This is a genomic window from Salipaludibacillus keqinensis, assembly GCF_003226325.1.
GTDB lineage: Bacteria > Bacillota > Bacilli > Bacillales > Salisediminibacteriaceae > Salipaludibacillus > Salipaludibacillus keqinensis.
The window spans coordinates 554,766-568,471 of sequence record NZ_PDOD01000002.1 but is presented as its reverse complement, the minus strand read 5'-3'; the positions used below and the strand labels follow the sequence as shown (position 1 = coordinate 568,471).

The 13,706-nt window shown below is 39.0% G+C and carries 17 protein-coding genes; 10 read left to right on the top strand and 7 right to left on the bottom strand.

The genetic code is table 11. The features are described from left to right. Nucleotides 1-942: 942 nt before the first annotated feature. From CR194_RS10035 to CR194_RS10020, 4 genes are all read right to left on the bottom strand, one after another. Entirely contained in the window at nucleotides 943-1,866 is a 924-nt protein-coding gene (locus CR194_RS10035) for a ClpXP adapter SpxH family protein (protein WP_110609526.1), read from the bottom strand. Continuing rightward, the gene (locus CR194_RS10030) at nucleotides 1,863-2,288 is read right to left on the bottom strand and encodes a globin domain-containing protein (RefSeq protein WP_110609525.1); all 426 of its coding nucleotides are present in this window, start codon (nucleotides 2,286-2,288) and stop codon (nucleotides 1,863-1,865) included. The genes CR194_RS10035 and CR194_RS10030 overlap by 4 nt, the downstream gene beginning before the upstream one ends. Before the next feature lie 284 nt (nucleotides 2,289-2,572). Further along, nucleotides 2,573-3,217: a lytic transglycosylase domain-containing protein gene (locus CR194_RS20705; protein WP_269845709.1), complete on the bottom strand. Its 645-nt coding sequence runs from the start codon at nucleotides 3,215-3,217 to the stop codon at nucleotides 2,573-2,575. Between the two features lie 44 nt (nucleotides 3,218-3,261). Then, entirely contained in the window at nucleotides 3,262-3,852 is a 591-nt protein-coding gene (locus CR194_RS10020) for a CYTH domain-containing protein (protein WP_158282228.1), read from the bottom strand. Between the two features lie 208 nt (nucleotides 3,853-4,060). Between CR194_RS10020 and CR194_RS10015 the strand changes: the two genes are divergently transcribed. The 4 genes from CR194_RS10015 to CR194_RS10000 are packed head-to-tail and all read left to right on the top strand — an operon-like array spanning nucleotide 4,061 to nucleotide 6,842. After that, nucleotides 4,061-4,459 (top strand): UPF0738 family protein, encoded by a 399-nt coding sequence (locus CR194_RS10015; protein ID WP_110609523.1) that lies wholly within the window; start codon nucleotides 4,061-4,063, stop codon nucleotides 4,457-4,459. A gap of 49 nt (nucleotides 4,460-4,508) precedes the next feature. Further along, nucleotides 4,509-5,144, top strand: a complete 636-nt coding sequence (locus CR194_RS10010; protein WP_110609522.1) for a GTP pyrophosphokinase — start codon at nucleotides 4,509-4,511, stop codon at nucleotides 5,142-5,144. A gap of 19 nt (nucleotides 5,145-5,163) precedes the next feature. Then, nucleotides 5,164-5,958, top strand: coding sequence for an NAD kinase (locus CR194_RS10005; protein WP_110609521.1), 795 nt, complete (start codon nucleotides 5,164-5,166; stop codon nucleotides 5,956-5,958). Continuing rightward, complete coding sequence (locus CR194_RS10000; protein WP_110609520.1) at nucleotides 5,955-6,842, top strand: RluA family pseudouridine synthase; 888 nt, start codon at nucleotides 5,955-5,957, stop codon at nucleotides 6,840-6,842. The genes CR194_RS10005 and CR194_RS10000 overlap by 4 nt, the downstream gene beginning before the upstream one ends. Before the next feature lie 15 nt (nucleotides 6,843-6,857). Here CR194_RS10000 and prpE read toward each other — a convergent pair whose 3' ends face one another. Continuing rightward, nucleotides 6,858-7,598 (bottom strand): bis(5'-nucleosyl)-tetraphosphatase PrpE, encoded by a 741-nt coding sequence (gene prpE / locus CR194_RS09995; RefSeq protein ID WP_110609519.1) that lies wholly within the window; start codon nucleotides 7,596-7,598, stop codon nucleotides 6,858-6,860. A 179-nt stretch (nucleotides 7,599-7,777) separates the two neighbouring features. Here prpE and fabI point away from each other — a divergent pair, with 179 nt between their 5' ends. From fabI to CR194_RS09980, 3 genes are all read left to right on the top strand, one after another. Then, nucleotides 7,778-8,557, top strand: coding sequence for an enoyl-ACP reductase FabI (fabI, locus tag CR194_RS09990; protein WP_110609518.1), 780 nt, complete (start codon nucleotides 7,778-7,780; stop codon nucleotides 8,555-8,557). Between the two features lie 151 nt (nucleotides 8,558-8,708). After that, complete coding sequence (locus CR194_RS09985) at nucleotides 8,709-9,395, top strand: glycosyltransferase family 2 protein (RefSeq protein WP_110609517.1); 687 nt, start codon at nucleotides 8,709-8,711, stop codon at nucleotides 9,393-9,395. A 32-nt stretch (nucleotides 9,396-9,427) separates the two neighbouring features. Further along, nucleotides 9,428-10,111 (top strand): glycosyltransferase, encoded by a 684-nt coding sequence (locus tag CR194_RS09980; RefSeq protein ID WP_110609516.1) that lies wholly within the window; start codon nucleotides 9,428-9,430, stop codon nucleotides 10,109-10,111. Nucleotides 10,112-10,224: 113 nt separating this feature from the next. Here the strand turns inward: CR194_RS09980 and CR194_RS09975 are convergent, their stop codons facing one another. Then, nucleotides 10,225-10,887, bottom strand: coding sequence for a hypothetical protein (locus CR194_RS09975; RefSeq protein WP_110609515.1), 663 nt, complete (start codon nucleotides 10,885-10,887; stop codon nucleotides 10,225-10,227). 148 nt (nucleotides 10,888-11,035) lie between these two features. Further along, the gene (locus CR194_RS09970) at nucleotides 11,036-11,734 is read right to left on the bottom strand and encodes a BMQ_0737 family morphogenetic spore coat protein (protein WP_110609514.1); all 699 of its coding nucleotides are present in this window, start codon (nucleotides 11,732-11,734) and stop codon (nucleotides 11,036-11,038) included. Between the two features lie 422 nt (nucleotides 11,735-12,156). Here CR194_RS09970 and CR194_RS09965 point away from each other — a divergent pair, with 422 nt between their 5' ends. From CR194_RS09965 to CR194_RS09955, 3 genes are all read left to right on the top strand, one after another. Beyond that, on the top strand, nucleotides 12,157-12,246 hold the full coding sequence (locus CR194_RS09965) for a YjcZ family sporulation protein (protein ID WP_233254307.1): 90 nt from the start codon (nucleotides 12,157-12,159) through the stop codon (nucleotides 12,244-12,246). Between the two features lie 87 nt (nucleotides 12,247-12,333). Further along, a complete protein-coding gene (locus CR194_RS09960) occupies nucleotides 12,334-12,684 on the top strand; it encodes a DUF1360 domain-containing protein (protein ID WP_110609512.1) in 351 nt (116 codons plus the stop codon). Nucleotides 12,685-12,882: 198 nt separating this feature from the next. Beyond that, the gene (locus CR194_RS09955) at nucleotides 12,883-13,470 is read left to right on the top strand and encodes an Atg14 domain-containing protein (protein WP_110609511.1); all 588 of its coding nucleotides are present in this window, start codon (nucleotides 12,883-12,885) and stop codon (nucleotides 13,468-13,470) included. The last annotated feature ends 236 nt before the right edge of the window (nucleotides 13,471-13,706 follow it).

The window sequence follows — 13,706 nt, the reverse complement described above, 5'->3', positions numbered from 1 at the left end:
AGACTTTTTACGTTTACCCTATTTTATAAGGGTTTGACATCTTTTTTAAGTCGCCAACATGGGAGTTTAGCAACGTTGAGAGGTTCGACCTCATTCTCAACGTCGCCAACATGGGAGTTTAGCAACGTTGAGAGGTTCGACTTCAGTCTGAACGTCGCCAACATGAGAGTTTAGCGACGTTGAGAGGTTCGACCTCAGTCTGAACGTCGTAAACATGGGAGTTTAGCAACGTTGAGAGGTTCGACCTCAGTCTCAAAGTCGCTAACATGGGAGTTTAGCAACGTTGAGAGGTTCGACTTCAGTCTGAACGTCGCCAACATGGGAGTTTAGCAACGTTGAGAGGTTCGACCTCAGTCTGAACGTCGCCAACATGAGAGTTTAGCAACGTTGAGAGGTTCGACTTCAGTCTGAACGTCGCCAACATGGGAGTTTAGCAACGTTGAGAGGTTCGACTACGGTCTGAACGTCGCCAACATGAAAGTTTAGCAACGTTGAGAGGTTCGACTACGGTCTGAACGTCGCTAACATGAGATTTTAGCAACGTACAGGGTTCGACTTCGGTCTGTTCGTATGAAACTATGGCTAAATTGTGAAATGATTCACGATATCGTTGTTTTTTCGAGAGAGGTTTGATACATTATATATGTGAAAGGTATCACATAACTCCCCTTAGCTTATGTGACACGTCTCAAACCCCTTGACAGGTCGCCTTTCAAAGAAATTGACAATGTTCCGAACGAAAAAAATCAGGTTACCCCACCTGATTTTTTTCGTTCTAAACAGATGTGATATTTAAAGTGAAAATATCTATGGTAAGGATTTGTCCAAATATGATTAGGTAGGACTACTATATGCAAGAGGGTGTGATAACTTTCTTGAAATAGATAGGCAAAGAAAAAAGTACTGAGTAGATCATCTACTCAGTACTAAGAAGGGCACGTGTTATCCAATATATCTCCAAAGAGAACCATGTTTTGTTTGGATTTCTTCCACCATTTGTTTTAATTGAAGTTTTTTCATATCTTTACGAACGTCTTTCATTTCTTTATCGAACACAACGGAAATTTCCTTTTCTGCGACTAAAGAATAAAAAGAAATAAATTGTTCTATAGAGATCGGTGGACATTTTTCTGGTTGCTTGCCAATCATCTCGCTAATGATATCTACATAAACATCATAGTCATAAGACCCTTGCACCTTTACACCTGGTTCATCTACATCTTCTCCAAAAAATACAAGAGTAGGCATACTGTTGACGTCCATTTCTTTCTTTGTTTTAGCATCATCATGCAAAGATTTTCTGGCTACTTCTGAATTTAAGTCTTTTGAGAATTCATGTATGTCCATACCTTGGACTTTCTTTGCACAAGCAAGAAGGACATCTTCATCAGCGATATTTTTTTTGTGTAAAAACAAAGCTTCTCTCACTCTTCGTAAATATTTAGATCCGATCGCTTTTCCTTGAAGTTCAGCAGCTTTAATCGCTAAGATCGCAGAGTAGGGAGTAGTCATAGCATTTTCATACCACACATCTCCGTCACATGGCATCCCTGTTCGACAAGCTGTTTCATTGTACGATTGAGCCATTTCATGCACTAATGTTTGGTAGTTTTTCCCGCATGGAGTGTTTAGTGAGCGAATCTCATTACCTAAAAAAGTCGTAATGGTGAAGTAGTTGGAGTACTCCATTTGCAACTTTTTAATTGTCGGTTCTAATGACCAGCATTCAGGACATAATGGATCGATGAATACATAAATTTCAACAGGTTTTTTTCTCTGGTCATTTATATAAAAGGATTCCGGTTCTGCAGGACAGCAGATTCCAAGATCGTCGTAGCATACGAAATTTCCTTGTTGTGAAGTCATGATTCATCCCACCTTCCAGCTTTATCTGACGAGGATGATTGCTCCTCACTGTTGATCATGTGGCGTGCTGTGTAAGTTAATCGCTCTAGAATCGCCGATCGTAATGGTTCTTCTATATTCGTTTCTACTAGTGCTTGAGCCATACATGAAAGCCAGGCTTCACCTCGACTTGGAGTAATAGGAAATGGCATGTGCCTTGCCCGTAACATAGGATGGCCGTGTTCCTCCGTGTAAATGGATGGTCCACCGAAGAATTGAGTAAGGAACTGCTTTTGCTTACGTGCCGTTTCCGATAAATCATCCGGAAAAATAGCTGTTAATTCAGGATGCGTTGATACTAATTCATAAAACCGATCAACAAGCTCACTTAATCTTTTTTTACCAATAAGCTCATAGGCGGTTTGTTTATTTGGCTCTGTCATGTCGTGCTCCTTTTATTACAGTTGTTAAATGTCGAGCTGCAGAATGTCGTTCTGTAGGCATGATTTCGAAGACTGCCAGAATAGGGTCTGCAGGGACTCTGTACTCGTATGTATCGTTATTGTAGCAAGGAGGCGTATTTGTAGCAACAAATGTGAACTATATGTGAATGGAAAACACAGTAAAAGGGCTCATTTCAAAGAATGAGCCCTTTTTCAGGGACGTTGCATAAGTTTTGTTTGGTTCAGTTGTTTTGCCGAGTTGTTTATACATTAGAACTTTTTCATTAAGCGAACGATTGGTTAGACAATTGCTCGTATGTGTTTAATACACGTGGGACATAAGCTTGGGTTTCTTTAAAGGGAGGAATTCCTCCATGACGATCCACATTTCCAGGTCCAGCATTATAGGCAGCGAGAGCCATAGATACATTTCCGTTGTATTTGTTTAACATCGCTTTAATATAACGAGTGCCTCCGTCAATATTGTCAACGGGATCGAAGCTGTTTTTCACCCCAAGGCCTTTGGCGGTATTTGGCATGAGTTGCATTAACCCTTGTGCACCGGCATGGCTTTGGGCATCGTGTTTGAAATTGGATTCGTGTTTGATAATGGAGTAGATTAATTGTTCATCAACTCCATGTTTCTCAGCAGCCTGCTTAATCATTGGCATATAATGCTGGTCTGACGCTGATTGGCTGGATAAAGTCGCCTCTCGCGAAGGACTAGAGAGTGGCTCTGCAGACATCGAATGAGATTGAGTGTTTAGCTGCTCTAAATTTTGGTTAGCCGTTTCTATTTGTTTCTGAAGGAGCTCGTTGAATCCCAGTTGCAAAGGTTGAGGCGTTTTATTTAGCTGGTTACTCTGGCGCTCACCCCAAGATTTTAATACCTGCCATTGGTAAAAATCATTCATAAAATTCGTTTTCATTCTTTACACTCCTCCAAGAAATCATCAATCCAAGTTATGGTGCTTTACGATCTTTCAAACCTTTGTTTTGCTTGATAAAATCGCTCAATTTTATTTGCTGGTTTAACCCAATCAAGCTTCCAGTTCTCCAATAATTTTTCAAAAGCGGCTTGTCCAGCCACAGCTTCAGTACATTCAAATTCAATTTCGTAATCTATTTCATCAAAATAATAACTCTTATCTAGAACGAGTAATCCATCGTTCAATGATATTTCAGTTCTCTCAGTTGTTAAATAGCCTAAATAATGAAGGGGAGGAAGGTTATTTTCCAGTAACTCAATCAATTGATGATAAACATCTCCGCTAGTAAGGGAGCCATGTTGTTTGAAAGAGAGAAACTCTGATTCAGAAATAGATTGATGCGTTTCAAGAATTGCTCCTTCATGTGGCTGTTTCAATGTTAAAATATAACCCTCTTTTTTATATCGGACACGAAGAGCGGCACCTTTAGCTTTTAATGAGAATAAATCAGTGTCAAAATAATGGTTTACTTGTTTGAAGATGGGAGAGCGTGAAGATTCATATTTCTTTAAAAGGTCGTGGTATACGTCTTTATTAATTAAGTTTTTGAATTCGATCTCAATTTCTTGATTCAACTTATTCACCTGCACATCTGATTAGTATCGTTTCAATTTTCCGAGTTAGGAGTCACAGTACTTGTGGTTTGATAATCATATTATTCCATACGTTTTTAGCATTTACAATAAGTCGATTGAATGAAATGAACCGTCTCTGTATGATTTTATTACGTAGAAAAGGGCGACTATGATAAAATGAAACTAATGATTCAAAGGAGGAAGATTTATGAACACACTTCTAGTAACAGATATTGTTCAAGAAGATGATCGCGTCATCTTCTCGGTCAATAACGACATTTCAGCAGTTGAATGGAAAACATTCGAGCCAGTTGGAAGGATATTGGTAGACTCTGACAACAAAGCTTTTATCTATTTATTAGAAAACGATGAAGGCTACCATCATCTACGCATCCCTCACAACCACTGGGTAACCATTGATGAGGTTATGACAACAAATAAACAAGCAGAGGTCATGGTGTCTCATCTAAAAGATGCGCCCATTGAATTGAAGAATTTTCAGGAAGAAATGAATCTTTTATTAGATAATATTAAAGGGAACCATAATTATGGTTCTGAATTTGTGGAAGAAGTAGAGCAGTCTTTCAAGTCGATCAATTTCGAATAATTGATGAGCTATACATATCTAAGATTATAAAATAGGTGGTGACGTTAGAATGATGGATTGGGATGTCATGCTTACGCCTTACAAACAGGCTGTAGAAGAACTAAAAATTAAACTAAAAGGAATTCGCGATCAATATCAACTTACTTCCAAGCATACTCCAATTGAATTTGTCACCGGTAGAGTGAAACCCGTTTCAAGTATATTAGAGAAGGCGAAAAGAAAGAGCATCCCATTAAATAAATTAGAAGATGAGATGCAGGATTTGGCCGGTGTCAGAGTGATGTGCCAGTTTGTTGGTGATATTGATACGGTAGCAGAGCTTATTCATGCCCGAACGGATTTTGAAATTGCAGAGGAACGGGATTATATCAAGAATGAGAAAAGGAGCGGCTATCGATCTTATCATATGATCCTTCGTTATCCTGTTCAAACGATCGATGGTGAGAAACCTATTTTGGTTGAGCTGCAAATCCGGACGTTGGCAATGAACTTTTGGGCGACGATTGAACACTCCTTGCAGTACAAATATTCAGGGAAGATTCCTGAAGAAATTGAACAGCGTCTACAAAAGGCTGCAGAAGCTGCCTATCAACTAGACGAAGAAATGTCTAAAATTCGTGGAGAAGTGCAAGATGCCCAGCAAATCATATCCAAACAAAGAGAATCATTAAGAAAAAGGGGCTAAATGAAAGGAGGGTTATTGGATGAAATTCAACATCCTGTCTCGTGGGGATCATGCTTCAAATAATCTCACTCAGAAAATCAAGAATTATTTGCAAGAGTTTGAGTTGACTTACAACGCAGAAGAACCAGATATTGTCATCTCTGTTGGGGGAGATGGAACGTTATTGGAAGCCTTCCATCAATATACCCATCGTCTAGAGCAAACATCTTTCGTGGGCGTACATACCGGACATTTAGGGTTTTATGCCGATTGGAAGCCTGATGAAGTGGAAAAGTTAGTGATACATATTGCTAAAACCCCATTTAAAATAGTTGAATATCCTTTGCTGGAAGTGATTATTCGACACAATGGGGAACAAAAATCAGAACGTTACCTTGCTTTAAATGAATGCACAGTGAAAAGTATGGAAGGGTCCTTAGTGATGGATATCGAGATCAAAGGGGATTTGTTTGAGACATTCCGTGGCGATGGTCTATGCTTGTCCACTCCTTCAGGAAGTACGGCTTACAATAAAGCCTTAGGTGGAGCCATTTTACATCCTTCTTTATCATCGATCCAGCTAGCTGAGATGGCCTCAATCAATAACCGTGTCTACCGTACTGTTGGGTCTCCACTCGTCTTACCTCAACATCACACCTGTTTGTTGAAACCTAAGAATGATGTAGATTTCCAAGTTACCGTGGATCATAGAACACTCGTGCAAAAACAAGTGAAATCTATCCAATGCCGAGTAGCAGAAGAACGAGTCCGTTTTGCCAGATTCAGACCGTTCCCCTTCTGGAAACGAGTGAAAGAGTCCTTTATAGCCGAATGATAAAGAAAGAGATTCGCTTATCATGGAAGGTTGCACATCATGAGTCAGGTCTAAAGTTGAAAGAGTACTTAAGAGATGTACAAAACATATCTAGAAAAACGCTGGCTGAAATCAAATTCAAAGGGGGTTCGATCTGTGTAAACGGAGCGGAAAAAACAGTAAGAACCCATTTGAACGGAGGAGATACCGTAGTCGTTATTCTTCCTAATGAAGAAGTGAGCCAAAAAATAAAACCGATTGCCTTTTCCCTGAACGTTGTTTTCGAAGACGACCATGTTTTAGTTATAAATAAACCAGCAAAAATGGTGACCATTCCTACAGACAATGTTGAAGATCCATCGATTGCAGGAGCTGTAATTAATCATTATCATTTACAGGAATGGCCAGCAACGTTTCACGCGGTGAATCGGTTGGATCGCGATACTTCAGGATTAATGCTTATTGCTAAACATCGTTATAGTCATCACTTATGTATGGAGCAACAACTTCATGGGTCTATTCAGCGGACGTATGTGGCTTTATTGACAGGAAAGCTGCGATGGCAATGGGGCTCCATTCACTTCCCAATTGCCAGGAACAGGGACAGTTTGATTGAAAGACAGATAAGCGAAGAGGGTCAATTGGCAACGACCCACTATGAACGGGTAGAAGGAGATCACCCTTTTTCTCTCGTTCGAGTCAGATTGGATACAGGGCGAACTCATCAAATCAGGGTTCATATGGCGGCGATCGGTCATCCGTTAATTGGGGACACTTTATACGGGGGAAAAGCTCTTCATATGGAACGACAAGCTCTTCATTCATCCGAGCTATGCTTTTATCACCCAATAACAAAGAAAAAATTATGTTTTAAAGCAGAAACTCCTGCAGATTTTCAAAGCTAATGTAACAAATTCCAGTCAATCAAATGACTGGAATTTTTCTTGAATATGGGGTTGTTTGGAAGGCACAGATTGCGTGCTTCGTTCAGGCCAGCGTAAAGCTGTGAGACTGCCACCAAATACACACCCTGTATCTATATTGACCGTTTCACCTAGCCAACGAGGTTCACTTACAGGTGTGTGCCCATAAACTACCAAGGAATGGAAGTGATGTTTCGCTGCCCAGTCCCGGCGAACAGGCCTACCATCCTCATGTTTTTCACCGGTTATATCACCATAGAGGACGAACGTTTTCACTTTTCCCCCATTTTTACCTATGTAGTCAGGTCGAATGCCGGCATGGGCAACAATGAGCTGTTGGTCATCCAGTTCCAAATAAAGTGGCGATTGCTCATACAATTGGATAAACAACGCGGACACCTTCTTGTATTCAGATGGGCTAAGCTGTTCCAGTTCTTCAACGGTTGTTTCCAACCCGTGTTTAATCATCACTTTTCGTCCTAAAAAGTACCGATACAATTTATCACAATGATTACCTGGACAATATAAAGCTTCCTCTCGGAAAACCCAGTTTGCTACTTCTTCAATGGTTTTAACAGAAGAGGGACCACGGTCAGTTAAATCTCCTAAAAAAACAGGCTTTCTTCCTTCTGGGTGAGTAAGATGACGCCCTTCTTGGGAATAACCTAATTGACTTAACAGCTCAATCAATTCTTCATAACACCCGTGAACATCTCCGATCACATCATACTTATTCATAAACAGTCCTCCGTTTACATTCGGTATACTACAGCAACTAATCATTACATTCCCCATATTTGTCGAAATTAACTACTTCCTTCAGCGGAAGGGAGATGCTGATTGACGTTTCTATCTAGCTAGGTTAAAATTATGACCAAGTACTAATATCACGTATATGTTATGAGGAGGAATCAGTCATGAAGATTGATTTAAGTCAACGAACCTATGTCATCATGGGTGTAGCGAATAAACGAAGTATTGCTTGGGGAATTGCCCAATCTTTACATAAAGCAGGGGCGAAACTAATTTTTACATATGCAGGGGAACGACTAGAGAAGAACGTTAGAGATCTAGCAAATTCGTTAGATGCAGACAATCATCTTGTGTTGCCGTGTGATGTAACAAAAGATGAGGATGTAGAGGAAACGTTCAACCAAATCAAAGAAGAAGTGGGCGTCATTCACGGAATTGCTCATTGTATTGCTTTCGCGAATCGGGAAGAATTGGATGGAGAGTATTTAAATACGACTAGAGACGGATTTTTGTTAGCGCAAAATATTAGCGCTTATTCTTTAACGGCCGTAACGAAAGCGGCGAGACCACTTATGACAGATGGTGGAAGCATTGTGACGCTTACTTACCTAGGTGGAGAGCGTGTCGTTAAGAACTATAATGTGATGGGTGTGGCCAAAGCTAGCTTGGATGCAAGCGTTAAGTATTTAGCTAATGATTTAGGGAAAGAGCAGATTCGTGTGAATGCGATCTCAGCTGGACCGATCAGAACGTTATCTGCAAAAGGGATCGGTGGTTTCAATGAAGTGTTGCAAGAAATGGAAGCCAATGCCCCATTAAAACGAACGGTCACTACAGAAGAAGTTGGCGATACAGCGCTGTTCCTTATGAGTGATTTATCAAAAGGAATCACCGGCGAATTGTTGCACGTGGACGGCGGCTATCACGTAACAGGATTAATGTAATTAAACAATTCAAAAATGGAAGCCTGCGATTTGGTCTACAACCAAGTTGTAGGCTTTTTTCGGTTGTGTAAAAGCTTAACTAAACAGAAGGCTTTCATACTTTTCCTTAAAAGATAATATAGTTAAATAAATCGTTTCTAGGAGAGGGCGCATGGAAGTTTCAGTGATTACTTGCACGATGAGAGATCATTATATGGAGAATGTGATCGAAAACTTTTCAAGGCAAGTGTGGAAAGAGAAAGAACTTATCATTATTTTGAATTGTGATGAAATAGATATCAATAAATGGAAGGTCCGAACAAAAGATGAAGATCAAATAACTGTCGTGCAACTTCCACAGAATACCACATTAGGAAATTGCTTAAATGAAGCTGTATCTAGAGCAAAGTATCCATATGTGGCGAAGTTTGATGACGATGATTATTATGCGCCGTTCTATTTAACTCAATCCTTGAAAGCATTTAGGAAAACAAACGCCGCGATCGTGGGAAAAAGAACGGTCTATACGTATTTTGAAGACAGTAGCCTATTAGGAATCCACAGACCTAATTTTGAAAATAAATATGTCAGAAATGTAAGAGGAGCTACGCTTATGTTTCAGAAATCCCTCTTTCCACAAATCCATTTTCCTAATATTAACCGAGGTGAAGATGGTTCTTTTTTGATTCAGAGTGTAAAGAAAGGAAAGAAGATTTATTCCACCGGGAAAGATAACTTTGTATGTATAAGAAGAGCAGATTTGTCATCGCATTCAGAGCCTAATCATCGGTTAATAAAGGGGTGTAAGAATCTAACTTTCACAAAAGACTTTAAGTCTATCATAGCTAAAGACGAGTAACCTTAGAATGGACTTTGGGGAAGGAAGTTTCTATGGTTTCGATTATCACGTGTTCTATTAGACAGCATTTGATTGCGAACGTTTTGCAAAATTATGAAAGGCAACAGTATAAAGACAAAGAGTTAATTGTTATTTTAAACAAAGATGACATGAATATAGATGAATGGAAAGATAAAGCCCAGCAGATAAAGTACGTATCCGTTTATCAATTACAGGAAACGTACTCCTTGGGTGAGTGTTTGAATTTCGGTATAAGGAAAGCTAAGCACAAGTATATTTCCAAATTTGATGATGATGATTATTATTCACCTTATTATTTGACGCAAACGATGAAGGCGTTTCACCAAACGAAAGCAGCTATCGTAGGGAAAGCAACCATATATGTCTATGTCAAGCAAGAAAAAGCCCTTTGTATCTTTAACAGAAATAAGGAAGACCGTTACGTTCAATATGTTGCTGGTGGGACCATTACATGTGTGAAAGAAGTAGGTAGCAAAGTTGGGTTTGGTCACCAGAGGGAAGGCTCAGACATTGCCTTTCAAAAACAATGTAGACGTCTCGGATATCGGATTTATTCTACAGACAAAGCCAATTACACGTTAATTAGAAGCAATCCGAACGAGCATACTTGGAAGATAGAGAATGAAAAATTTTTACAGAGCAACTTGGTGAAATATACGGAAGATTTTTCATCATTTATCACATCTTTAAAATGAATGCTGTGTTAGTGCTCTGCGTTGCAGGACGGGGTCATGCAAGGCAGGTGCTAACGGTGTAGCACCTGCCTTGCACCAACCCATTGGTCGGGACGAAAGCAAAAGATAACCTGTTACAAATAAAAAGAGATGTGATTAATCGCAGGAACTCCTTGTTTGATCTCATCGAAGAAGGCAAAACCTTCAATGATAATATGTCCCCTTAGGTTTGATGGATTAATGCGAAGATCGAAACTGGAGAATGATAGAGTCTCATTAGGTGTTATTTCGGTACAGTGTATCGGTCTTAGCCAATATTCTCCTTTTTTTCTCGACTTTTCCATCCAATTTTCATGAAGATGTTGCCACTCTTCATTGGAGGAATATAAAACACTTTCCTCTTTTCCTCCAATCGTAGCGATCTTCCCGCTTATTTTCGCTGCATTTACAGGCTTGATTCGAAAACCAATGATCGGGTGATTCAAGTTGCCACTTCCGGTATTCGTTATATAGAAATGACCTTTGACTAATATTTCTTGGTCTTCTTCCTCAGGGTCGGGGAGAAAGGTCGAATAAGTAAAGTGAGCTCTCGCTGAGGCTAGTGGATCATTGTTACGTTGTGATTCGATGGGGTGAAACGTCTTTTGATCCGTTTTCTCCTTCTCCGAATACGAAGAGAGTTTTTTCTTGAACTCTTGGCTCAGTCTTTTGTATTTCCTTAATTCAGCTTTGTAGTGAAGGATTTTTTGTTGTAACTGAATGAGTTGCTGAGTGGCCCCATCTTTTTTAATATTCATTAGCGTCTCCTCCTTCTATTACCTCAAAATGAATGATATAGAATACATATTCCAAAAAGAAGGAGTGGATTCAGGAAAAATTAAAAAAGAGAGAAATAATCTCTCTTTCAGGAAAGGATCAATATTTTCACTAAATATCCTCGTTTAATTAATGAGGTTTGTGCGGTCTAGGGAAAACCTCAGGACATTGCTCAGGGAACTTGAAATCAGGGCATTTTTTTCTTCGAACAGGAAGAAGAATTTCAGGTCTTGGTTTACAAATTTTCCCTTCGATGTCGATTTTCACCTCAGCTTCTACTTGGATTGATTGACAGATAAGTAATAGGAGGTCGATGGTCCATTCTGTTCCATCTCCATTACAAACGAAGGAACCTTCACAATCAAAATCGTAGACATGACAAAGGACATCGGTGCCAGGTGGTGCACACAACAAAAACTTTTCGATTTTAAAGAAGTTAATTGGCTCTGAGAACAGTGGCGCTAGACCGTTATTTTTATAGTTGTCTTTAGCTTCTAATACTATTTGAAACTGCCCTTGTTTTTGGATATTCACAAGTTGAAGAACTGTATCGTATTCCTCAACATGGACATCTTTGCGATCACCTACTTCTGCACACAGTTCCTCAGGAGGTTCTGGAGCAATAAGGACACAACTAACCTTCACACTGTTCGGCAAGAAATAGTCACAAATATCATCAACCAACGTATCCGTTGTTTGATCTTCTGGATCTTCTTCAGTGAAAAAGTCTATATCTCCAACCTCGAATTGAAATTCCTTTTCTGCCTGGTGTGTAATCCAGTCATAAACTTTAGGGACTTTTATACACAGTCGCTCTACTTTACTCATTATTTTCATCCTTCCTTGTTGTAAATATTTATTCGTAACTACTTCATCCTATGTATGAGCTGATTATTTGTGTACGATGAACGATAAATTTATTAAATAACTTGTAGAAGCTTTGTGATCGGGGTTGTTCATGTTGAAAATGTTCGTACTCGTCAGTTGGTCAAATGAAAGAGATCTCACGAAAGCACCTAATCGGAAGTGTCAATTTAGACAAATGATCCTAAAAATAGATATCATCGCAAGCCTTAATCTATGGTCGGTTGATCTAAGAGCTTTAAGGATTTACTTCTTTTACGACAGGCCTTGGAAGAGCCTAAATAAAAGTGTTTGAGTCGTATTACAGGTGATTTACCTATACCTCTTTTTGATTTCCAACATATAAATAGATGGAGAAGATATCTCTTCTTAATGAAGATGGGGAGGTGAAACTTGTGAGCCATTACAACAGTTTTACTCTCATTGTGGTTCTGTTTATTCTGTTGGTTATTGTTGGAGCAGCATATGCTTGCTAATCTCAGCTAATTAGAAGTAAAGGGAAACCTTTGCTTCTTTTTACATATAGTTAGACAAAGATCTCTATCAGATGGGATGTGATCATTTTGTTTACTTGGTTTGAATTCATTCTTATGGGGTTGGCTATTTTTCGGATCACTCATTTGTTTGTATATGACACCGTTACAACGCCGATCAGACGAATGTTTATAAATGAGGAGCAAGCAGTGGACGAAGCGGGAAATTTCATCTGGGAGTATACACCGAAAGGTATAGGAATAAGAAAGTTTATAGGAGAAATACTTAACTGTCACTGGTGTACGTCGGTCTGGGTAGCGGCATTCATGCTAATTGGCTATCTGCTTCTTCCTCAAATTTTTGTCTTGATTATGTGGCTGTTTTCCCTTGCAGCAATCGCAGTAATTATTGAAGAAATTGTTTTAAAACATTTGTATTAATGATCAATAAAGTTCTCCTCAGGTAAAGCACCTTAGGGGATCTTTATCTTTTGCTTTTCCCAAACAAAGCAGAGCGTGGGTCTACATCAGAGCTAGATAAAGAAACGAGCCATTCAATGTTTATTTTCAGGGTAGTCAAGTTTTCAATTTCACTACATATAGATGATAGAAGAATCTTTAGATGTAGGGGGTGATGTCTTGAAAACTGAAAAAAGAGAGTCAAATTTTTCTGAAATTCAATTACAACAACAAATGCTTCATTATAAGGCAGAAACGATCAAGTTAACGAGGCAAATTCAAAGGATGGAAATGCATTATGAAGTAAAGAAAATGAAAGAATTGCTCAGTAGTAACAAAGAATTGATTGAAAAAAACACCAGAATAGAAAAGTATAACAAAGAACTGAAGCAAAAAAAAATAAAATTAGAGGCTGTGTTAACTAAAGTTGAATCCCGGAGCGCACAATTAGAACGAACGTTAAAAGAGGTAGAAAAGGTTAAAAATAAATTAACCGAAGAGAAAATTCAATGGGAGGAAGATGAGAAAAAATATATGCAAGAAATAAATTCATTAACAGAAAAATTGAAGTCCTTTTCGAAAAAAACTATTGAATATGAAGTCGCCGATGCGTCAATGGATAATATGATTGAAAAGAAAGAACGGCATGAAATAAATGATGAACCTGATCAGAAATTGGTTCAAGATGACTACCGGAAAAATAATCATGAACGATTTTTTCAAACGTTTCAGGCGCTCAATCGCGACAATAAAGATGATGAGGCTTAACCAATGCTACCTTATCACCTTTTTTTTTCTGATTTCATATGGTGTGGTGTATGAACAGAAAAAGGAGGAATGAGGCATGTCAAATTGGGAACAAAAAAATAAACAAAGGGGTCTTGAACGTTCTAAGAGAAACAAGATCTACTCCTCACGGGATCATTCTAGAACGATTACAACTCCTACACCGAAAAAGGGCGGGTGTTCTTGTGGAAAGCCGTTAGGGCGGACACGAACCCGAT